Genomic DNA, 19,981 nt, shown 5'->3' with positions numbered 1-19,981 from the left:
ACCTAACACCGTTCAGTCGCGGCTTGGCCAGAGGATTTTGAACGGCGGTTCGAACAAGGATCGCCCAGCGGGCGAAAATCGCTTCCACGGAGGCGAAGCCAGGCGGGCGCCGTGTTCGAAACCCGCTATGCTCGCGCTCGACATCGTCCGGAGGTCCTCGTCTTGCGCCGCGTCATCGTCTCCTTCGCCGTGCTGGCCACGACCCTGGCCGGTTGCGCCACGGTCGCTCCGATGGACTCCACGGACGCGCCGATCCGCTACAGCTGCAAGGCCGGCAAGCGGTTCACCGCCGCCTACGCCTTGCATGGCAAGCGGGTCGTGGTGACCGCCGGCGGCGCGACCAAGACCCTGAGCCTGGCCCGTTCGGCCTCCGGCGCGCGCTATGCCGCTGGCGACGCCGAGATCTGGAGCAAGGGTCCGGACGCCATGCTCAAGGGCTTCCCCGGCGGTCCGTACGCCGACTGCCGCTCGCAATAGATTCCCGCGATAGATTCAGGCGCAGCTTTCGAGGTTTCGTGTTGGACTCCTTCCCCGCCTATTTTCCCCTGGCCGGCCGCAAGGTGGTGATCGCCGGCTCCGGCGACGCGGCCGAGGCCAAGGCCCGGCTGTTCGAGGGCTCGCCGGCCACGATGATCCGGCTGGACGGGCACGCGGCCTATCTGCCCGGCTCGTACAGTGGCGCGACCCTGGCCTTCATCGCCAGTCCGGACGAGGTCTTCGTCCAGGCCGCCGCCAGCGCGGCCCGCGCGGCCCGGGTGCTGGTCAATGTCGTCGACCGCCCCGAACTCTGCGACTTCAACACGCCTGCCGTCATCGACCGCGGCGAGGTGGTGGCGGCTGTCGGCACCGGCGGCTCGGCCCCGGTTCTGGCGACCATGCTGCGCAACGACATCGAGGTTCAGGTGCCCGAGGGCACGGGCCGGGTCGCCGCCCTGCTGTCGAAGTTCCAGGGCGAAGTGCGCAAGACCCTGCCGGCCTTGCACGAGCGCCGGGCCTTCCTGCGCGACGCCGTGATGGGCGAGGCCGCCGAGGCCGCGCGGGCCGGCGACATGGACCGCGCCGGGCAGCTGTTTCGCGAGGCCCTGGCCAAGGGCTCGGCCCGCAGAGGGACCGTGCGCTTCATCGCCGGCAAGGGCCCGGCCGACCTGCTGACCCTGCGCGCCGTGCGCGCCCTGGGCGCCGCCGACGTATTGGTGCTGGACGGCGACGCCGAGCCCGAGGTGGTGAAGATGGCTCGCCGCGACGTCGAGCGTGTCGATGCGGCCGGAGCCGATGCGGAACATCTGGTCCAACTGGCTCGCGAGGGTCGCCAGATCGTCCGCCTGATTACCCAAGCGGTCGATCCGGCCCTGATTCATGCCCTGACCCAGGCCGAGGTGTCCGTCGAGGTCCTGCCCGTCGCGACAGCCTAGTTCAGCGACCGCTCCTTGGTCTCCGGCAGCAGGAAGGCCGTGGTCAGCACGCTGATCAGGGTGAAGGCGACTGGGTACCAGAGGCCGGCATAGATGTTGCCGACCGCCGTCACGATGGCGAAGGCGAAGAACGGCACGAAGCCGCCCACCCAGCCCGTGCCGATGTGGTAGGGCAGCGATAGCGCCGTGTAGCGCACGCGGGTCGGGAACAGCTCGACCAGGCAGGCGGCCAGCGGGCCGAACAGGGCCGTGGCGGCGATCACGAAGACGAATAGCACAAGCAGCATCAGCGGCTTGTTCATCCGCGCCGGATCCGCCTTGGCGGGATAGCCCGCCTTGACCAGGGCCGTCTTGATCTGGGCCTCAACGCCGGCCTTCACCGTCTTGACCTCGGCCTTGGGCAGGCCCGCGGCGCTCTTGGACGTCACCTCGACGCCGCCGACCTTCACCACCGCCACCGTTCCGGCCGGAGCCTTCTGGTTGGCGTAGGAGACCCCGGCATTGGCCAAGGCGCCCTTGACGATGTCGCACGAGGTGACGAAGGCGGCCTTGCCCACGGGGTCGAACTGCAGCGAGCAGTCGCCAGGATCGGCGATGACGACCACCGGCGCCTTGGCCGTGGCTTCGGCGAGGGCCGGGTTGGCGGCCTTTTCCAGCAGGTGGAAGCCCGGGAAGTAGAACAGCAGCGCCAAGGTCATGCCGCCCAGCATCACCGGCTTGCGGCCGATCTTGTCCGACAGCCAGCCGAACACGACGTAGAAGACGGCGCTGATCGCCGTGGCGGTCATCATGAGACCGTTGATGGTCACGGGATCGACCTTCAGGAATTTCTCCATGAAGGTCTGGATGTAGAAGAAGCTGGTGTACCAGACCGCCCCCTGGGCGCACATCATCGACAGGAAGGCCAGGATCACCAGCTTCAGGTTCTTCCACTGGCCGAACGCCTCGGCATAGGGCGCCTTGGAGGCCTGGCCCTCTTCCTTCATGGCGGCGAAGGCCGGGCTCTCGGTCAGCTTCAGCCGCATCCAGACCGAGACGCCCAGCAGGCCGATCGAGACCGCGAACGGAATCCGCCAGCCCCAGGCGTCGAAGGCCTCGGGGCCGACATGCTTGCCCAGGGCCCAGCGGGTGGCCAGGATCACCAGCAAGGCGCCGAACAGGCCGAAGGCGGCCGAGGTCTGCACCCACGAGGTCGACCAGCCACGCTTGTTGGCCGGCGAGTGCTCGGCGACATAGATCGCCGCCCCGCCGTATTCGCCGCCCAGGGCGAAGCCTTGCACGCAGCGCATCAGGATCAGCAGGATCGGCGAGGCGATCCCGACCTGCTTGTAGGTCGGCAGGAAGGCGATGGCGAAGGTCGCGCCGCCCATCAGCAGCACCGTGGCCAGAAACGCGCCCTTGCGTCCGGCCTGGTCGCCGATCTTGCCGAAAACCAGCGCGCCCAGCGGGCGGAACGCGAAGCCCACCCCGAACAGGGCCAAGGCGGCGATATAACCGGCCGTATCGTTGAGGCCCGCGAAGAAGGTCTTGGAGATGACCTGGGTCAGGCTGCCGAAGATGAAGAAGTCGTACCATTCGAAGGCCGTGCCGGCGGATGACGCCGCCACCACCGTGCGCATCGATGCGCGTTCCTGGACCCCTTCGGCCATGTCGTTTTCTTCCCCGTACTTTGGTCCTGCTTAGCGTGGTTCAGAGCCCAGGGGGAAGAGGGTTCGAAAACCGCGTCAGGCCACCGCGTCCCGCACGACGGCGTCGTCCCGCGACAGGCGGACGATCTCGGCGACCAGGGCGGCGGGGGCGATCGGCTTGGCGGCCACCCCGTCCATGCCCGCCGCGCGATAGGAGGCCCGTTGATGGGCCATGACATTGGCGGTCAGGGCGATGATCGGCGCGCGGCTGGCGGGCCCCGGCAGGGCGCGGATGCGGCGCGCGGCTTCCAGGCCGTCCATGCCCGGCATCTGGACGTCCATCAGGATAAGGTCGAACGCCCCGTCGCGGGCCGCGGCCACGCCGGCCGCGCCGTCGTCGGCGACCCGCACCGAGGCGCCCAGCTGCTCCAGGATGCGGCGGGCGACCAACTGGTTGGTCGGATTGTCCTCGACGACCAGCACCTTGAGGCCCGCCAGCAGGTCCTCGGCCGGCGCGGTCACCGCGTCCGGCGCCGCCACCGGCGGCGCGGAGATGGTCAGGGTGAAGGTCGAGCCCTCGCCCGGCGTCGAGCGGAACGAGACCTCGCCGCCCAGCATCTGGGCCAGCTTGCGGGTGATGGCCAGACCCAGGCCCGAACCGCCGAACCGGCGGGTGGTGCTGGCGTCGGCCTGCTGGAAGCGCTCGAACAGCCTGGCCTGGGCCTCCAGCGGCACTCCGACGCCGGTGTCGATGACGTCGAAGACCAGCCGCGGACCGGAGGCGTCGACGCCCCTCCTCGCCCGCACCGTCACCGAGCCCTTCAGGGTGAACTTCACGGCGTTGCCGATCAGGTTGAACAGGGCCTGTCGCACGCGGGTCGGATCGGTCTCGATCCAGCCGAGATCGTCGGCGAGATCCAGCCCCAGCCGCAGGCCCTTGTGGTTGGCTTGGCCCGCCAGCAGCCGCACCACGCCGCGCGTCAGTTCGCGCGGATCGACGGCCTCGTGGTTCAAGTCGAGCCGTCCGGCCTCGATGCGGGAGATGTCGATCACGTCGTCCAGCAAGGTCGACAGCATCTGGCCCGCGGCCAGGGCCTCGCCCAGCAGCTCGGCGCTGTCGCCGGCCGGCAGCTCGCGCTTGAGCACGTGCAGGACACCGAGCACCCCGTTCATCGGCGTGCGGATCTCGTGGCTCATATTGGCCAGGAACTGGGCCTTGGCCTCGTTGGCGGCCTGGGCCGCGCGCTCGGCGGCGACCAGGGCCAGCTCGGCCTTCTTCTTCTCGTCGATGTCCAGGATCAGGCCGAACGCCTTGCGGGTCTTGCCATGGGCGTCGCGGCGGATGTCGTGGAACACCCGCACCCAGCGCGGCGCGCCGCCGGGCGAGACCAGGCGCAGGTCGTATTCGTGCGCGCCCCAAGCGCCGGTCCGCCGCCACTCGGCCGCGGCGGCGTAGAGCTGCTGGCGATCCTCGGGGTGGATCATTGGCCAGACCGCCTCGCGGACGTCCTCGTAGCCCACCCGCCGGCCCATCATGCGATGGAATTCGGGTGATCCCCAGAAGCTCTGGCTCTCGTGGTCGATCTCGTAGACGCCGGCCCGCGCCGCGCCCAGCGCCACCTTCAGCCGGCGGGCGTTGATCCGGGCCTCGCGCCGGACCGCCGTCAGGGCGGTGACGTCGTCCATGTAGGTGATGACGCCAACGATCTCGCCGGCCACGTCCAGCCACGGCCGCGCCGACCAGCGGAACGCCCGCTCCACGCCCTCGGCGTCGTAGAGGCGGTCCTCGCGCCGGTTGACGATCTCGCCCGACAGCGCCCGGGCCACCCCGGCCACGAAGCGGCGGCGTCCGCCGTGGGTCAGTTCGGACAGGGTCTTGCCGATGACCTGGGCCTCGGTCGACTTGAAGATCTCCAGGAAGCGCGGGCTGACCAGGCGCAGCCGCATGTCCAGGTCGTAGACCGCCACGGCGAACGGGGCGTCCTCGACCAGGCGGCGGGCGCGGCGCTCGCTCCAGATGGCCTTGTCGCGGCTGCGGGCCACGTCGGTGATGTTCTGCGAAATGCCCTTGAGCGCGAACAGCGGGCCCGGCCGCGCCTCGGCGCGATAGGTGCTGCGGAAGGTCTGCCAGCGGCCGTCGTCGCCACGGAGGCGGAACTCGATCGCGCCGCCCTCTCCTGTGCAGGTGGCGTGGCGGAAGGCCTCGCGCACCGTCTCGCGCTGATCGTCGGGAAGGCGGGCGAAAAACTGTTCAGCCGTGGCGACGTCCGACGGCGCCAGGCCCAGCAGGGCCAGGGCGTCCGGCGACCAGTCGATCCGCTCGCCCTCGGGCTCATAGCTCCAGATGCCGACCCCGGCGGCCTCGGCCAGAATCTCACGGGTGCGGCGGGCGGCGGCCAGTTCGGCGCGGCCTTCGACCTCGGACGAGATGTCGTGCATCAGCCCGATCATTTCGCCATTGGGGCCCCGGCGCGAGCGGCCCTGCAGCCAGACCCAACGGCCGTCCCTGCAGCGGACCTTGATCTCGTGGACCACCGCGCCGGTCTCGCGAATCCGCCGGCCGGCGTCGGCCAGGTCGGCCTGGCTGTCGGGATGGGCGAACTTGATCGTGGGCTGGCCGATCAGCTCCTCGGCCGACCAGCCCGTCAGGGCGGTCCAGGCCGGATTGACCGAAACAAAGCGCCCTTCGGGCGAGACCACGGCGAACAGGTCGTTGGCGTTGTCGAAGAACCAGCGCGCGGCCTCGGCCTCGCCGAAGGGCGAGGACGCTTGCGAGCTCTTGTTGATCGACGCCTGGGACATCCGGTCTCCGCCAAGTTGGGCGGATCCTGGAGCGCAACCGTAAACTTATGGTTCGCGTGGAATAGCGACGTTCTGCGAAATTAGGTTCAGACCTCGGCCCATTGGCGCAACAGGTTATGATAGACGCCGGTCAGCGACAGGATCCCCTCGTCGTCCGGCTCGACCTTGCGGGTCAGACGCTGGATGGCGACGTCCATCTCCAGCAGCAGGGTGCGCTTGGCGTCGTCGCGGATCAGGCTCTGGATCCAGAAGAAGCTGGCCGTGCGCACGCCCCGGGTGACCGGCGTGACGTGGTGCAGGCTGGCGCTGGGATAGAGGATCATGTCCCCCGCCTCCAGCTTGACGACGTGGTCGCCGTAGAGATCGTTCACGACCAGCTCACCGCCGTCGTAGTCGTCGGGCTCGCTCAGGAACAGGGTCGCCGACAGGTCGGTGCGCAGCCGCCGGCCGCTAACCGGGTCGCGGCGGATGGCGTTGTCGACATGGTCCTTGAAGCCCATGCCCTCGCCGTAGCGGTTGAACATCGGCGGCAGGATGACCTGGGGCAGGGCCGCCGAGACGAACACCGGGTTGGCCTCCACGGCCTGGAGGATCGTCTCGCCGACAGCCCGGGCCGCCTCGCAGTCCTGCGGCAGCTGCTCGTTGGTCTTGGCCCGCGCCGCCTGGAAGCCCGAGGTCAGGTTGCCGTCGACCCAGGGACCGGCGTCCAGGACCGTCCGGGCCTGCGCCACCTGCGCCTTGGTCAGCACCTGCGGGATCTGCAGCATCATCGGGACCGCTCCTTGGTCAGCGCCATCCTCCCCTTTGATCCGGATCAGGCCCGAGGCTCAAGGCCCGAAAGAGGAGCGCCCGCCCGACGGCGTTGTCGGGCGGGCGCGGCGTGAAGTTCTTCTCCGGGCTGGGATCAGTACTTCACGTTGAAGGTCAGGATCGCCTGACGACCCGGCGCCGGGTCGGCGTGGTGCACGCCGTTGGTGCGGGCGATGTAGCGTTCGTCGGTCAGGTTCTGGACGTTCAGCTGCAGATCGACCTTGTCGCTGACGGCCCACGAGGCGAACGCGTCGAAGCGCGTATAGGACGGCGCGTAGATCTTGTTGGCCCCGCCGCCAGCCCCGCCCTGATTTCCGCCGAAGCTCTTCGACACGTAGTAAGCGCCGCCGCCCAGCGAGATCTTCCGGGTCACGCGATAGGTCGTGAAGCTGGAAAAGCTGTGCTTGGGCGTGTTGGCCAGCGGGTCGCCCTGGTTGACGTTGGTATAGGCGCCGCGGACCAGTTCGCTGTCCATGTAGGTGTAGCCACCGAACACCTGCCACTTCGGGGTGACATTGCCCGAGAAGCCGAGCTCGAAACCCTTGACCTCGACCTCGCCGACCTGGGCGTAGGTGTTGGCGTCGATCTGGATCTGGGCGTTCTTGCGCGTGGTCTGGAAGACGGCGGCCGACAGGGCCAGGGTGTCGTGGAAGACATTGGCCTTGGCGCCGGCCTCGAAGCTTTCGCTGTCCTCAGGCTCCAGCTGGACGGTGGAGAGGTTGCCGGTCCCGGTCGAGGTGTTGCTGTTCTGGTCGCCGCCCGAAATGCCCGGCGGGGTCGAGGACGTGGCGTAGGAGACGTAGAGGCTGGAGCTGGCCGTCGGCTTGTAGACCAGGCCGGCCTGATAGTTGGTGAAGTCCCACGAGCCGTTACGCGGCGTGTAGGTCACCGAGGTGAAGACGCCGTTGGCCTGGGTGGTGGCGACGTCGACGCCGTCGCTGTCATAGCTGTCGTGGCGCAGGCCCAGGTTCAGCAGCCACTTGTCGCCGAACTTGATGGTGTCGAAGCCGTAGATCGCGGCGGTCTTGGCCACGTTGCGGGCGGCCGGGGCGCGGTTGATCACGCCCGTCCAGGCGTCCTTGTCGTTCGGGGCGTAGACCCGGGTGCAGTCGCCGGCCCCCAGGCTGGTCAGGGTCGCGGCCGCGATCGTGAAGCCGGTCGGGCAGGCCGCGCCCGAGGTGGTGAAGGTCGAATAGGCGGCGTTGAGGTTTTCCTCGCGGCTCAGCTCGACGCCGACGTCGAAGCTGTGCTCCAGGCCGCCGAACATCGTCTTGCCGTGCAGGTCGGTGACGGCCGCCACCGTCTCGGTCGGGTTCCAGCGGGTCTTGGTGCCGCGCTTCATCCACCATTGGCCCTGGACGAACTGGGCCGCGCCGCCGTCGCCGGGATTGGTGACGATGTAGTCGTTCAGCGACTTCGAATAGCGGACCACCTGGCGGACGTTGAGGTCGTCGTTGATCTTGTGGTCGATGGCGAAGGTGGCGATGTCGGACTTGGTCTTCTGGTAGTCGCGCGATTCGATGCCGTAGAAGCTGCGGCGATCGACCGCCAGAATGCCCGAGGCCGTGCGCGGCTCGGTGGTCTTGGTGGTCAGCGGGATGCCGTAGTCGGGCGTCTGGTCGGTGTCGAGATGGTAGTAGCTGACGGTCAGCTGGGTGTCGCCGTTGAGGCCGACGGCCAGCGACGGGGCCACGCCCCAGCGGCTGAAGTCGACGTTCTTGCGGCCCGGCGTATCGCCTTGGGTTCCCAAGATATTCAAGCGGACGGCGACATTGTCGTTGAAGGCGTAGTTCAGGTCCGCCGTGGCGCGGACGTATTCGTCGGTCCCGACGCCGACCGAACCCCGCGCGAAGGTGTCAGCCTTGGGGCTCTTGGACGACAGGTTGACGCTGCCGCCGCCCGAGCCGCGGCCGCCATAGGCGCTGTCGGGGCCTTTGACGACCTCGACCTGCTCGAGGTTGAAGATCTCGCGGGTCTGGCCGCCGGTGTCGCGGACGCCGTCGACGAAGATGTTGTTGGCCGAGCTCTGGCCGCGGATGAACGGGCGGTCGGCCAGCGGCTGGCCGCCTTCGCCGGCCCCGAAGGTGATGCCCGGCGAGGTGCGCAGGATGTCGGTCAGCGAGGTGGCGGCGGTCTGCTCGATGATCCGCGACGGGATCACCGTCACCGACTTGGGCGTGTCGACCAGCGGGGCGGTGAACTTGCTCGACGACGGGTCGGCCACGCGCTTGGCGTCAATCTTGACGGTCGAGACCTCGGTGCTGTCTGCGGCCGGGGCGGTGGCGACCGGCGCCGCGGCGTCGATTTCAGCGGCGGCGGCGACCTGGGCCAGGCCCAGGCCGGCCAAGCCGGCGACGGCGGCGACGCCCAGGGCGCGACGGGGCCGGCTTACGACGCCGGCGGAGTTCGGATTACGCATATTGGTTCTGTCCCCAAGGCGCGCCGTCGAGGGCGCTCCTCCTGAAATTGCGAAGCGTTCTTAGCGATGTTGCAAAGCAGTCGCAATGATAATCGCTCGCAATTGCGGGAAGCGGCGCGGAAAAGTGACGCTTGAGCGAGGCGCGCCCGATTCTGATCCTCCCCGCTGGGGGAGGATTTGGGACGCACGGCTCCGCCGCCTCACGCGGCTTGCCGCTGAAGGGATGGAAAGGGACGCGGAGCGCCGGGCGCCGCCCGGAGTGTGAGTAGTTTGATACCGTTTCGACGAAGCCAGACGCTCCGCGCGACCGTTATNCTGAAGGGATGGAAAGGGACGCGGAGCGCCGGGCGCCGCCCGGAGTGTGAGTAGTTTGATACCGTTTCGACGAAGCCAGACGCTCCGCGCGACCGTTATTCGCCAGCGTCCCGTCAGGTGGCCCTGTTCAGGCCTTACCGGGATCCGGGCTCTTCCGTTTCCGGAAACGCCCTGAGGTCGAAGAGAGCGAGCCAATACAGGCTAAGACACACCCTTTTACCTTCAACCACGCCAGCGGCGGGCGGGCCTGGCAGCGAAACCAGGTCCCCGGACCGTCCGAGTATCCCCCTCGGACCTTCGCCGCTCGATCGCCCCCCGCCGCCGCAATCGGTCGCTGGCCATGCGCCCTTTCCTCGCGACGAGGTGANAAGACACACCCTTTTACCTTCAACCACGCCGACGGCGGGCGGGTTCAGCCAGCACGCTGAAGCCCCGGACCGTCCGAGTATCCCCCTCGGACCTTCGCCGCTCGATCGCCCCCCGCCGCCGCAATCGGTCGCTGGCCATGCGCCCTTTCCTCGCGACGAGGTGAAGTGAGCATACGGCGGGTTCTGGAGGGGAGGATGAAAAGGCCTGAACGCTCGTGAGTTACTTCATCCCTCTCTCTGAGAGAGAGGGAGGGGCCCATGCGCAGCATGGGAGGGTGAGTGGTTACACCGTCCGCCGATAAATCCTGAAACTCAGCGAGATGCGCGAAATCCCCCACCGGCTTCGCCTAACCTCTCACCCTCCCACGCCTGCGGCGCGGGCCCCTCCCTCTCTCAAAGAGAGAGGGGCCCACCGGCTTCGCCTAACCTCTCACCCTCCCACGCCTGCGGCGCGGGCCCCTCCCTCTCTCAAAGAGAGAGGGGTTCTATGCCCGCGCTCCGACGGGATTTCACCCTGTCCCGCCCCATGCTACAGCTCCGCCGTTCGCGCGACTGGCGTTCGGAGGGAAGTGACCCTCGGGAAGCGCGGACCGCACCGCTGGTGCGAGAAAGCCGTTCGCCTGGGCGTCCAACCTCGATCGCGGAGCCACGCCCATGCCCGAAGCCAAGACCTGGATCGCCTTCACGCTCGTCTGCCTGGGCATGGCCCTGACCCCCGGGCCGAACATGCTGTACGTCGTCAGCCGCTCGATCTCGCAAGGCCGCCTGGCCGGGATCGTGTCGTTGATCGGCACGGCGGCGGGCTTCGTCGTCTATCTGGTCTGCGCCTCGCTGGGCATCACCGCCCTGCTGATGGCCGCGCCGATCGCCTATGACATCCTGCGCTTCGGCGGGGCGCTCTATCTGGGCTGGCTGGCCTGGCAGGCGATCCGGCCGGGCGGCGCCTCGCCGTTCCAGGTGCGCGACCTGCCCAAGGACAGCCCGGCCAAGCTGATCAGCATGGGCTTCGTCACCAATATCCTGAACCCCAAGGCCGCGATGCTGTACCTGTCGCTGCTGCCGCAATTCATCAAACCCGAGCACGGCGGGGTGTTCACCCAGTCGCTGGTGCTGGGCCTGTCGCAGATCACCGTCAGCATGGTCGTCAACGGCACGATCTGCTTCACGGCCGGCACGATCGCGGCCTTCCTGTCCACCCGTCCCAGCTTCGCCCTGATCCAGCGCTGGCTGATGGCCACGGTGCTGGGCGGCCTGGCGGTGCGGATGGCTACCGAAGCCCGCCGCTGAGCCTTGCTTGACGCCGGACGCGGCGCGGGTCCCTATCCGCGCCGCAGTTTGGAGTTGTTGATGAAGACCGCCCTCGCCGCCGCCGCCGTCCTGGCGCTCGCAAGCGCCGCCCAGGCCTCAAGCCTGAAGACCTGCGCGGTTCCGCCGACGGTGACGCCGGCCGCGGCCGAGATCCCGCCGGCCAACGAGATCCATACCGACGTCCCGACCGCCGCCTATCTGCTGGCCCTGTTCTGGTCGCCCGAGGCCTGCCGCGCCGGCATCCCGGAGTCGGACAAGACCATCCAGTGCCGCGACAACCGCTTCGGCTTCACGGTCCATGGCCTGTGGCCCAACGGCCCGGACCGGGTGCATCCGCGCTACTGCAAGCCCAGCCCGCCGATGAGCCCGGCGACGGTGAAGGCCAATCTGTGCATGACCCCCTCGCCGTGGCTGCTGCAGCACGAGTGGCAGGCGCACGGGACTTGCCAGTGGGATACGCCCGAGGCTTATTTCAAGAAGGCCCGCCAGGTCCGCAAGGGTCTTAACGTCCCCGAGCTGAAGCCCGGCCCCGGCGAGACGATGACCGCCGGCGAAATCCGCCACGCCTTCCTCAAGCGCAACCGCGGCATGACCGCCGATGGCCTCAATGTCCGCGTCAAGGAAGGCCGCCTGACCGAGGTCTGGGTCTGCATGGACCTGAAGTTCAAGCTCACCGCCTGCCGCGGCGGCAACGGCGCGCCGGACACGGCGGTGGTGCGGGTGACGCCGAAGGGGTGATCACCAGACCCTAGCCAAGCACCCAGTCGTACCGCTGGGCCGGCTGGTAGCCGAGGGTCGGGCTGGCGCGGACGATCTCTCGCAGGGTCTCGTCGAGGTCGCGCATGACGATGTCGATCAAGGCGCTCCTCGCCGTGCGGATCGCCTCGTCCTTGGGCGCGGTCCTGGCGCAGGCGGGACAGCGTACGACCTCGCCATTCCCGTTCCGCACCACCTGGACATCGACGCGGCAGCCGCCGCATTGCACGACATGGTCGGCCATCGCCTGCTCTCCATTCCACAACCCATGATGGAACAAAAAGGGAACTTCGGCAAGCCCAAACGCAAAACGGGCGGTCCCTTTCGGAACCGCCCGCTCGCTAACCTCTCACTTCGGAGAGCCGTTCACCCTCAGGTGTTGACGGCGTCTTCCGGTGCCAGTTCGGCCTTCTTCGACAGGTCTTCGCCAGTTTCCTGGTCGACGACCTTCATCGACAGCTTGGTCTTGCCGCGGTCGTCGAAGCCCAGGAGCTTGACCTTCACGGCTTGGCCTTCCTTCAGCACGTCCGACGGCTTGGCGACGCGTTCGTTGCTGATCTGGCTGACGTGGACGAGGCCGTCCTTGGCGCCGAAGAAGTTCACGAAGGCGCCGAAATCGACGACCTTCACGACCTTGCCGTCGTAGATCTTGCCCACTTCGGCTTCGTCGGTGATCGACTTGATCCAGTCGATCGCGGCCTTGATCTTGGCGCCGTCCGAGGCCGAGACCTTCACGGTGCCTTCGTCGTTGATGTCGACCTTGGCGCCGGTGGTGGCGACGATCTCGCGGATCACCTTGCCGCCCGAGCCGATCACTTCACGGATCTTGTCGGTCGGGATGGTGATGGTCTCGATCTTCGGGGCGTAGTCGCCGACGTCTTCACGCGGGGCGTCCATGGCCTTGTTCATCTCGCCCAGGATGTGGGCGCGACCTTCGTGAGCCTGGGCCAGGGCCTGCTTCATGATCTCCGGGGTGATGCCGGCGATCTTGATGTCCATCTGCAGCGAGGTCAGGCCTTCGCTGGTGCCGGCCACCTTGAAGTCCATGTCGCCCAGGTGATCTTCGTCGCCCAGGATGTCCGACAGAACCGCGAAGCCGTCCTTTTCCAGGATCAGGCCCATGGCGATGCCCGAGACCGGACGGATCAGCGGCACGCCGGCGTCCATCATGGCCAGCGACGAACCGCAGACCGTGGCCATCGAGGACGAACCGTTCGACTCGGTGATCTCCGAGACCAGGCGGATCGTGTAGGGGAAGTCTTCCTTGGCCGGCAGCATCGGGCGCAGGGCGCGCCAGGCCAGCTTGCCGTGGCCGATTTCGCGGCGGCCCGGGCTGCCCATACGGCCGGTTTCACCGACGCTGTAGGGAGGGAAGTTGTAGTGCAGCAGGAAGGATTCCTTGTAGGTGCCTTCCAGGGCGTCGATGAACTGCTCGTCATCGCCGGTGCCCAGGGTGGCGACCACGATCGCCTGGGTCTCGCCGCGGGTGAACAGGGCCGAGCCGTGGGTGCGCGGCAGGATGCCGACTTCACCCAGGATCGGACGGACCTTGTCGACGGTGCGGCCGTCGATGCGGATGCCGGTGTCGAGGATCGAGCGACGGACGATGTCCGCTTCCAGTTCCTTGAAGACCGAGACCAGCTTCAGCGGGTCGATGCCGGCCGGGTTGGTGTCGCTCTTGGCGAAGGTCTCGATGGCCTTGGTCTTGGCGGCGCCGAGGGCGGCGACGCGGTCGGCCTTGCCTTGGATCTTGTAGGCGTTGGCCAGATCCTTGCCGACGGCCTTCTTCACTTCGGCCTTCAGGGCGTCGGTGTCTTCCGGCTGGAAGTCGAACGGCTCCTTGGCGGCGTGCTCGGCCAGGTCGATGATCGCGTCGATCACCGTCTGCATTTCCTTGTGGGCGAAGTTGACGCCGCCCAGCACGATCTCTTCCGAGAGCTCTTGGATTTCGCTCTCGACCATCATCACGGCGTCGGCGGTGCCGGCCACGACCAGGTCCATCTTGCTTTCCTTCAGCTCGTCGAGCGTCGGGTTCAGCACGTAGCCGCCATCGATGTAGCCGACGCGCGCGGCGCCGATCGGGCCCATGAACGGGGCGCCCGACAGGACCAGGGCCGCCGAGGCGGCGACCATGCCCAGGATGTCGGGATCGTTCTCGAGGTCGTGCTGCAGCACGGTGACGACGACCTGGACTTCGTTCTTGAAGCCCTTGACGAACAGCGGGCGGATCGGACGGTCGATCAGGCGGGAGACCAGGGTCTCCTTTTCCGACGGACGGCCTTCACGCTTGAAGAAGCCGCCGGGGATCTTGCCGGCCGCGAAGGTCTTTTCTTGATAGTTGACCGTCAGCGGGAAGAAGTCTTGGCCGGGCTTGGCCTTCTTGGCGAACACGGCGGTGGCCAGGACGACGGTTTCGCCCATGGTGGCCAGGACGGCGCCGTCGGCTTGACGGGCGATGCGCCCGGTTTCGAGGACCAGCGTCTTGCCGCCCCACTCGATCGTCTTGCGCTTGATATCGAACATTTTTCTTCTTTCGGTTCCCGCGGGCGGATTCCCATCGGGGCGGACAGGGGCGGACGGCCTAGCTTGAAGAGCTGTTTGGAGCCGGCCCGATGATCCTCATCCAGTTCGACAGGCGGGTTTGAGGACGTGAACCCTCGGACGGACGAACGGTTCGCCTGAAAAGATCAGGGCGAGCCGCTTTTGAACCTTCGCGACGCCCCGGCCTGTCGCGGGACGTCTGGTTCCAAATATGCGATCCGCCGCCCTGCTTGCGCGGAGCGGCGGATCTTATGCCTTAGCGACGCAGGCCCAGCTTTTCGATCAGGGACTGGTAACGGGCGACGTCGGACTTCTTCAGGTGGTCGAGGAGCCGGCGACGCTGGGAAACCAGCTTCAGCAGGCCACGACGGCTGTGGTTGTCCTTCTTGTGCGTCTTGAAGTGCTCGGTCAGGTTCGAGATGCGTTCCGAGAGGATCGCGACCTGGACTTCAGCGCTGCCGGTGTCGCCTTGCGTGCGGGCGTGTTCGGCGATGAGCGCGGATTTGCGCTCGATGGTGATCGACATCGGGTTGTCTCCGCTCAGGTGAGTTGGAAGACCCGCACCGGATTGAGCTTTCCGGCGCGCATCTCGCACAGGGCCACCAACCTGTCTCCGGACATGGCGGAAACGGTGCGATCGCCGGGCGTGAGCTCGGCTTTCAGCGTTTCAACCTGCCTTGGAAGCAGGACGATGGCGCGTCCCTGTGCAAGCCGGAAGGCGTCTTCGTCGGTCACGGCCAACGCCGGGATGTCGTCCAGCGCGGTCTCGACCGGAAGCAACGCCTCCGACAGCCGGGCCTCATAGCTCAAATTCTCGAGGGTTTCCAGCGATATCGCCGACGCCTCGTCAAAGCCGCCCACCCGCGTCCGGCGCAGCTCGGCGACGTGGCCACAGGTTCCGAGCGTCTTGGCGAGATCCCGGACCACGGCCCGGACATAGGTGCCCTTGCCGCATTCCATCTCCAGGGTGACGTGGTCGGCGTCAGGGGCCTCGGTCACACGCAGCGCATGGATATTGACCTTGCGGGTCGGCAGCTCGAACTCGACCCCGTCGCGGGCCAGGTCATAGGCGCGCTCGCCGTCGACCTTGATGGCCGAGAAGTTCGGCGGGATCTGGTCGACCTCGCCGATGAAGCCCGACAGGATAGCCTCGACCTGCTCGCGGGTCGGCCGCACGTTCGAGGTCGCGGTCGTCTCGCCCTCGCGGTCCAGGGTGGTGGTGTCGCGGCCCCAGGCGATGGTGAAGCGATAGGCCTTGTCGGCGTCCATCAGGAACGGGACGGTCTTGGTCGCCTCGCCCAGGGCGATCGGCAGGATGCCGGTGGCCAGCGGGTCCAGCGTGCCGGCGTGGCCGCCCTTCTGGGCGTTGAACGCCCGGCGCACGCGGCTGACGGCCGTGGTCGAGGTCAGGTCATAGGGCTTGTCCAGGCACAGCCAGCCGGAGACCGCGTCGCCCTTCTTGCGGCGGGCCATGCCTTAGGCCTCGTCCCCAAGATCGTCATCTTCGCCAAGAACGTCGGACAGGCGGCCGGTGTCCTGCTGGACGCGCGGATCGTCGAACAGGCGATCCATATGGGCCGCGGCGCCGAAGCTCTCGTCGTGGATGAACTTCAGGTCGGGCGTGAACTTCATGTCGATTACTTTGCCCAGGCGCCCGCGCAGGAAGCTCGCCCCCCGGTTCAGAGCCTTGATGACCTCGGCGATGTCCTCGTCCTTGCGGCCGGCCTCGCCCCTCAGGCCGGAGCCCAGCGGTTCAACGAAGCAGACGGCGTGGCGCAGGTCCGGGCTCATCCGCACTTCGGAAACCGTGATCGAGACGTTGACCAACACCGGATCGGCCAGGCCTTCCTCGCGGAAGACATCGACCAGGGCGTGGCGGATCAGTTCGCCGGCGCGAAGCTGGCGTTGCGAAGGCCCTGTCGGGGCGCTCTTCTTGGTCTCGGTATTGCGCTTCATGGCGCGGTATCCTTGCGGCCCGGCCGGCGGATCGAACGCCGGTGCGCGGGGAAAATTCGGAAGGCGGGGTGTCTAGGCCTCCAAACAGTAGAAGTCCAGTCCGGTATCCTTCTCCCCTTGCGGGAGAAGGTGGCCCGAAGGGCCGGATGAGGGGTCGATCATCCTGTCGGCTGGGCGCCCTGTCTATCCGCTGTCGCGGCGGACCTCGCCTTCAACCCCTCCCCCGACCGCCTTCGGCGGCCACCCTCTCCCGCAAGGGGAGAGGGACGCTAGGCTCCGACCCTTCCCCGAAAGAACGCGATCACCTTGTCGCGCGCCTTCATGCTGCCGCTGTCCGGGACCGAGCGATGCAGGTGCAGTGTCAGCACGGAGTGCGGGGACATCGGCACGCCCGGCGCGGCGTCCTCGTCGTCCAGTTCGACAACCTCGACCCTGTCGCCGAACTCGGCCCTCAGCCGCGCGATGCGGGCATGGGGCACCAGCTTGTCGGAGGTGAAACGCAGGGCTAGCAGCGACAGGTCCTCGTCCTTGAACCGCCGCTTAGCGCAGGCCAGTTCCGAGGCCGAGCAGTCCAGCCCCTGGCCCTTGTTCAACGGCAGCGAAGGCTGGGATAGCACCGGGGCCACCACGGCCGGCTCGGTCATCATCGCCAGGGCGAAGCCGCCGGTGAAACACATGCCCACCGCGCCGACCCCCTTGCCGCCGCACTCGGCGTGGACCTGGCGGGCCAGGGCGCGCAGCCAATCGACGATCGGGCTGGAACGGCCGCCGTTCCAGACGCTGAACTCGCGCCGCACGCAGATGTTCTTGAGGATCTCGCCCACCGCATAGCCGCGGGTCACCGCCTTGCCGGGCTTGCCGAACAGGCTGGGGCAAAAAGCGGTCATGCCAGCCGCCGCCAGGTCGCGGGCGAACTCCAGCACGCCCGGATGCAGGCCGGGAACCTCGTGGATGACGATCACCGCCGGTCCTGAACCGATGCGGAAGACCTCGCGGCGCCAGCGCCCGTCGTCGAACTCGAAGCGCGTGAACCCCGCCAGCGGATCGTCGGTCATGGTCGCCCCCTCATCCGGCCGCATGGTTGCATGAAAGGCAAGCGATGGCCTATCCAACAAGCTCAACCTTGGGAAAGGGTCGTCGATGATTTGGTGGACCGGTCGCGGCTTCATGGGTCTGCTGACCCTGATCGGGGTGTTCGGGGTGTTCGGCGCCGTGCTGACGGCGGCGTTCGGAGAACAGCTCTTCGAGCGTGCGCCTTGGCTATGGGCCGTTGGCGCGGCGATCGCCGCCGTGGTCAATTGGATCGTCGGCAGCAAGCTCAACCGCCGACCTATCAAACTGCCGCCACCGCGCCTCTGGAAATTCCGCTTCACCTACCGCCCGCCCAATCGGTTGATGTCGCTGCCGCTGGAAGTGTGGTCTGCGCCGATGATGGTGTTCGCGATCTTCCTGCTGGTCCGAGGCCTGCTGCTCTGAGGCCGAGCTAGAACGCCATCGCCCGCTCCCAGACGGGGCGGGGCTTGCCTCGGGTCGGGCGCTCGCCGATGTCGTCCGGCGCGATCAGCAGGCGGATCTCGATCTCGGCCGCGCCGTCGCGCGGCGCGGGGCAGCGGCGCACCCAGGCGGCGGCGTCCTCGCGGGAATCGACGTCGAACACCCAGAAGCCGGCGACGGTCCGGCCGTCGGTCGGGGCCTCGGCCGTCATCCGCGCGCCCCGCGCCGAGAGCTTGGCCCGGTCGGCCACCCCGGCGCGCGACAGTTCGACATCATAGGCCCGCACGGCCTCGGTCGGTTCCGGACCGCCGTCCGCCTCGACCTTCAACAGCACCATGAACCGCATCGCGCGTCTCCCGTCGGCCACGTTCGGTTCGAACGCGGCTACATCTCTAGGACGCGCGAGACCCTTCCGTTGCGACACGGCGGCTCAAAAATAATGACGGGAAATTTCAGGATCCCGGATTTCAGTTCGTCGTGTCGGGGTGCTGGGGGCTGTCGGTCCAGTCCGACATCGGGTCGGGCGCGCGGCCTTTCGGCAGTCGCCACTCGCCGCGATACGAGAAGTCCAGCGTGCCGCAGAGGCGGGCCTTCCCTCCACCCTTGGGATCCTGCGCCTTCGGGTCGTCGCCGAACGCCTGGATCCGCAGGTCGCGGCGGATGGCGATGGTGCTGAACGACAGCCACAGCCGGCTCGAGCCCGGGCAGAAGGCGCGAACATAGATCTTGCCCTGGGCCAGCTTGTTGTCGACCTCGTACAGCGAGACGTTGGTGTCGACGCCATCCATGGCCGCCAGGCCGCCGGGACCGAGATCCTTCTGACGGCCGTCCTTCAGCCGCGCCTCGGCCGGCACGCCGGTGGCCAGCACCTTGATCGGCTGGCCGGGGCCCAGCAGGCCCTGACTGAACAGGATCGTCACGCCCGCGCCGGTCAGCCGCTTGGCGTCCGGCGAGATCGGGTCGTACGAGAACATCCGCGTCTCGGCCCGGGCGGCGGAGGCCGCCAACGGAGACAGGGCGACGCTCGTCGCCAACAGGGCCGCGCCCCCCCAGACGGCTGTCTTCATCGCTTCAGGTGCAGGTTCGCGGCTTGAGGATCGAAGCCCGACAGCCGCCAGCGGTCGCCTTCGCGCGAGAAGGTCAGCAGGCACGGGCCGTCGCGCTTGGCCGCGCAGACCCGGCCGTCGCCGACCGGACGCAGCGTGCTGGCGATCGCCACCCGGCCCGGGATCGGACGATCGGGGCTGTAGCCATAGTAGTTGGCGGCGGCGTGGAAGGTCTCGGGACGGATCAGGGCCTCGCCGGCCACGTCGGCCAGCGGTCCCGCCGCCAGGGCGGCCAGGGCCATCACGCCGTTGCTCGAGCCGCCGCGCTGGCGCGCCTCGTCCATCAGCCGCGCCTCGACCTGCGCCTTCAGGGCGCGGCGGTCGACATGGGCGTCGAAGGTGGCGCGGTCGTTGTCGCGGATGGCGACCAGCAGGTCGTGCACGTCGCCGGCGGCGTCCAGACGGGTCGCCGTCGCGCAGGCGCTCAAGCTGGCGGCGACGGCGGTCAGGGCGAGGAGAGCTTTGATACGCATGGGAAATGGGTAGCGCTGGATTGGGGCGATTTCCAGTCTGGTGACGTCAGGCCGCCGCGGCGGCCGCCTTCGGGCTCCGCGCCCGCGCCTCAGGCGACATTTTCTCGAGGCAGGCGCGAAGGAACGCGGCCTCGGCGGCCAGATCGGCGAAGAACCGGCGCGGCAGGAAGTAGGCCGAACCCATGCCCACGAAGAGCCAATAGTCTCGGCCTGGGATGATTTCCGAGATCGACCCCCAGGTCAGCCGGGTCTCGGTCGTGGGTCCCACGATGGCCAGCGCCTGGTCTTCGATGCGGTAGACGAGGTCCATGTGAGCCGGCACGCCCCGCGCCCGCCAGGCGCTCTGGGCCATGCTCGGCGCTACGCGAAGCAGAATGACGATCCCGATCGCCGCGGCGGCCAGGCTCGCCACGAAGCCCCAGGTCGGCGCGACAAGCTCAAGCAGAGCGTTGCCGATGAGGCCGCTGACGATCATCCCCGCCACCACGTACCACTGAAAATGCCGTCGCCAGCCCAGCACATGCTTGCTGAGCGGGGCGCAGGCCCTTCGGCCTTCGAACGTCTCGATCGTTCCTCGGATTTCCATGCCGCCA

Annotated in this window: 19 protein-coding genes, 2 pseudogenes and 1 riboswitch; of the genes and pseudogenes, 7 read left to right on the top strand and 14 right to left on the bottom strand. The window is 67.9% G+C overall.

Annotated features, from left to right (window positions below):
• Positions 1-162 precede the first annotated feature (162 nt).
• Positions 163-477 (top strand): MliC family protein, encoded by a 315-nt coding sequence (locus ASC70_RS23920; protein WP_369815046.1) that lies wholly within the window; start codon positions 163-165, stop codon positions 475-477.
• A 41-nt stretch (positions 478-518) separates the two neighbouring features.
• Positions 519-1,412 carry an NAD(P)-dependent oxidoreductase gene (locus tag ASC70_RS23915; protein ID WP_056055600.1) on the top strand — a complete coding sequence of 298 codons (894 nt, stop codon included), beginning with the start codon at positions 519-521 and terminating at the stop codon, positions 1,410-1,412.
• Here ASC70_RS23915 and ASC70_RS23910 read toward each other — a convergent pair.
• From ASC70_RS23910 to ASC70_RS23895, 4 genes are all read right to left on the bottom strand, one after another.
• Positions 1,409-3,061 carry an MFS transporter gene (locus ASC70_RS23910; protein ID WP_056055597.1) on the bottom strand — a complete coding sequence of 551 codons (1,653 nt, stop codon included), beginning with the start codon at positions 3,059-3,061 and terminating at the stop codon, positions 1,409-1,411. The two genes, ASC70_RS23915 and ASC70_RS23910, sit on opposite strands and share 4 nt — an antisense overlap.
• Positions 3,062-3,136: 75 nt before the next feature.
• Positions 3,137-5,842 carry a PAS domain S-box protein gene (locus ASC70_RS23905; RefSeq protein WP_056055595.1) on the bottom strand — a complete coding sequence of 902 codons (2,706 nt, stop codon included), beginning with the start codon at positions 5,840-5,842 and terminating at the stop codon, positions 3,137-3,139.
• A gap of 86 nt (positions 5,843-5,928) precedes the next feature.
• The gene (locus ASC70_RS23900; protein WP_056055592.1) at positions 5,929-6,612 is read right to left on the bottom strand and encodes a Fe2+-dependent dioxygenase; all 684 of its coding nucleotides are present in this window, start codon (positions 6,610-6,612) and stop codon (positions 5,929-5,931) included.
• Between the two features lie 134 nt (positions 6,613-6,746).
• Complete coding sequence (locus tag ASC70_RS23895) at positions 6,747-9,071, bottom strand: TonB-dependent siderophore receptor (RefSeq protein ID WP_056055588.1); 2,325 nt, start codon at positions 9,069-9,071, stop codon at positions 6,747-6,749.
• Positions 9,072-9,443: 372 nt separating this feature from the next.
• On the opposite strand from ASC70_RS23895, the pseudogene ASC70_RS26075 reads away from it, so the two are divergent.
• From ASC70_RS26075 to ASC70_RS23885, 4 genes and pseudogenes are all read left to right on the top strand, one after another.
• Positions 9,444-9,753 (top strand): annotated as a pseudogene (locus tag ASC70_RS26075) (hypothetical protein); the annotation flags it as partial.
• 1 nt (position 9,754) lies between these two features.
• A pseudogene (locus tag ASC70_RS25755) lies at positions 9,755-9,973 on the top strand (hypothetical protein); the annotation flags it as partial.
• 319 nt (positions 9,974-10,292) lie between these two features.
• Positions 10,293-10,387: riboswitch (ZMP/ZTP riboswitch) on the top strand.
• A gap of 21 nt (positions 10,388-10,408) precedes the next feature.
• A complete protein-coding gene (locus ASC70_RS23890; RefSeq protein WP_047413755.1) occupies positions 10,409-11,041 on the top strand; it encodes a LysE family translocator in 633 nt (210 codons plus the stop codon).
• A gap of 60 nt (positions 11,042-11,101) precedes the next feature.
• A complete protein-coding gene (locus ASC70_RS23885) occupies positions 11,102-11,800 on the top strand; it encodes a ribonuclease T2 (RefSeq protein WP_082539533.1) in 699 nt (232 codons plus the stop codon).
• 10 nt (positions 11,801-11,810) lie between these two features.
• Here the strand turns inward: ASC70_RS23885 and ASC70_RS23880 are convergent, their stop codons facing one another.
• The 6 genes from ASC70_RS23880 to ASC70_RS23855 all read right to left on the bottom strand — a co-directional run bounded on the left by ASC70_RS23880 (position 11,811) and on the right by ASC70_RS23855 (position 17,370).
• Positions 11,811-12,062, bottom strand: coding sequence for a hypothetical protein (locus ASC70_RS23880; RefSeq protein ID WP_056055585.1), 252 nt, complete (start codon positions 12,060-12,062; stop codon positions 11,811-11,813).
• Between the two features lie 128 nt (positions 12,063-12,190).
• Positions 12,191-14,341: a polyribonucleotide nucleotidyltransferase gene (gene pnp, locus ASC70_RS23875; protein WP_056055582.1), complete on the bottom strand. Its 2,151-nt coding sequence runs from the start codon at positions 14,339-14,341 to the stop codon at positions 12,191-12,193.
• A gap of 274 nt (positions 14,342-14,615) precedes the next feature.
• The gene (gene rpsO, locus ASC70_RS23870) at positions 14,616-14,885 is read right to left on the bottom strand and encodes a 30S ribosomal protein S15 (RefSeq protein WP_047413759.1); all 270 of its coding nucleotides are present in this window, start codon (positions 14,883-14,885) and stop codon (positions 14,616-14,618) included.
• A 14-nt stretch (positions 14,886-14,899) separates the two neighbouring features.
• Positions 14,900-15,832, bottom strand: a complete 933-nt coding sequence (truB, locus tag ASC70_RS23865) for a tRNA pseudouridine(55) synthase TruB (RefSeq protein ID WP_056055580.1) — start codon at positions 15,830-15,832, stop codon at positions 14,900-14,902.
• A 3-nt stretch (positions 15,833-15,835) separates the two neighbouring features.
• Positions 15,836-16,315: a 30S ribosome-binding factor RbfA gene (gene rbfA / locus ASC70_RS23860; RefSeq protein WP_056055578.1), complete on the bottom strand. Its 480-nt coding sequence runs from the start codon at positions 16,313-16,315 to the stop codon at positions 15,836-15,838.
• 269 nt (positions 16,316-16,584) lie between these two features.
• Entirely contained in the window at positions 16,585-17,370 is a 786-nt protein-coding gene (locus ASC70_RS23855; protein WP_056055575.1) for a dienelactone hydrolase family protein, read from the bottom strand.
• Positions 17,371-17,455: 85 nt separating this feature from the next.
• Between ASC70_RS23855 and ASC70_RS23850 the strand changes: the two genes are divergently transcribed.
• Positions 17,456-17,791 carry a hypothetical protein gene (locus tag ASC70_RS23850; RefSeq protein ID WP_056055570.1) on the top strand — a complete coding sequence of 112 codons (336 nt, stop codon included), beginning with the start codon at positions 17,456-17,458 and terminating at the stop codon, positions 17,789-17,791.
• 7 nt (positions 17,792-17,798) lie between these two features.
• Here the strand turns inward: ASC70_RS23850 and ASC70_RS23845 are convergent, their stop codons facing one another.
• From ASC70_RS23845 to ASC70_RS23830, 4 genes are all read right to left on the bottom strand, one after another.
• Positions 17,799-18,155 (bottom strand): YciI family protein, encoded by a 357-nt coding sequence (locus tag ASC70_RS23845; RefSeq protein ID WP_056055567.1) that lies wholly within the window; start codon positions 18,153-18,155, stop codon positions 17,799-17,801.
• Between the two features lie 121 nt (positions 18,156-18,276).
• Entirely contained in the window at positions 18,277-18,783 is a 507-nt protein-coding gene (locus tag ASC70_RS23840) for a hypothetical protein (RefSeq protein ID WP_369815065.1), read from the bottom strand.
• Positions 18,784-18,872: 89 nt separating this feature from the next.
• Entirely contained in the window at positions 18,873-19,388 is a 516-nt protein-coding gene (locus ASC70_RS23835) for a DUF2939 domain-containing protein (RefSeq protein WP_047413765.1), read from the bottom strand.
• A gap of 46 nt (positions 19,389-19,434) precedes the next feature.
• The gene (locus tag ASC70_RS23830) at positions 19,435-19,974 is read right to left on the bottom strand and encodes a YcxB family protein (protein ID WP_056055561.1); all 540 of its coding nucleotides are present in this window, start codon (positions 19,972-19,974) and stop codon (positions 19,435-19,437) included.
• Between the last annotated feature and the right edge of the window lie 7 nt (positions 19,975-19,981).

Origin of the sequence: Caulobacter sp. Root343 (genome assembly GCF_001425745.1) — a bacterium.
Taxonomy (GTDB): domain Bacteria; phylum Pseudomonadota; class Alphaproteobacteria; order Caulobacterales; family Caulobacteraceae; genus Caulobacter.
Note: the sequence above shows the minus strand (reverse complement) of the source record. Positions and strands in the feature narration are given on the sequence as shown.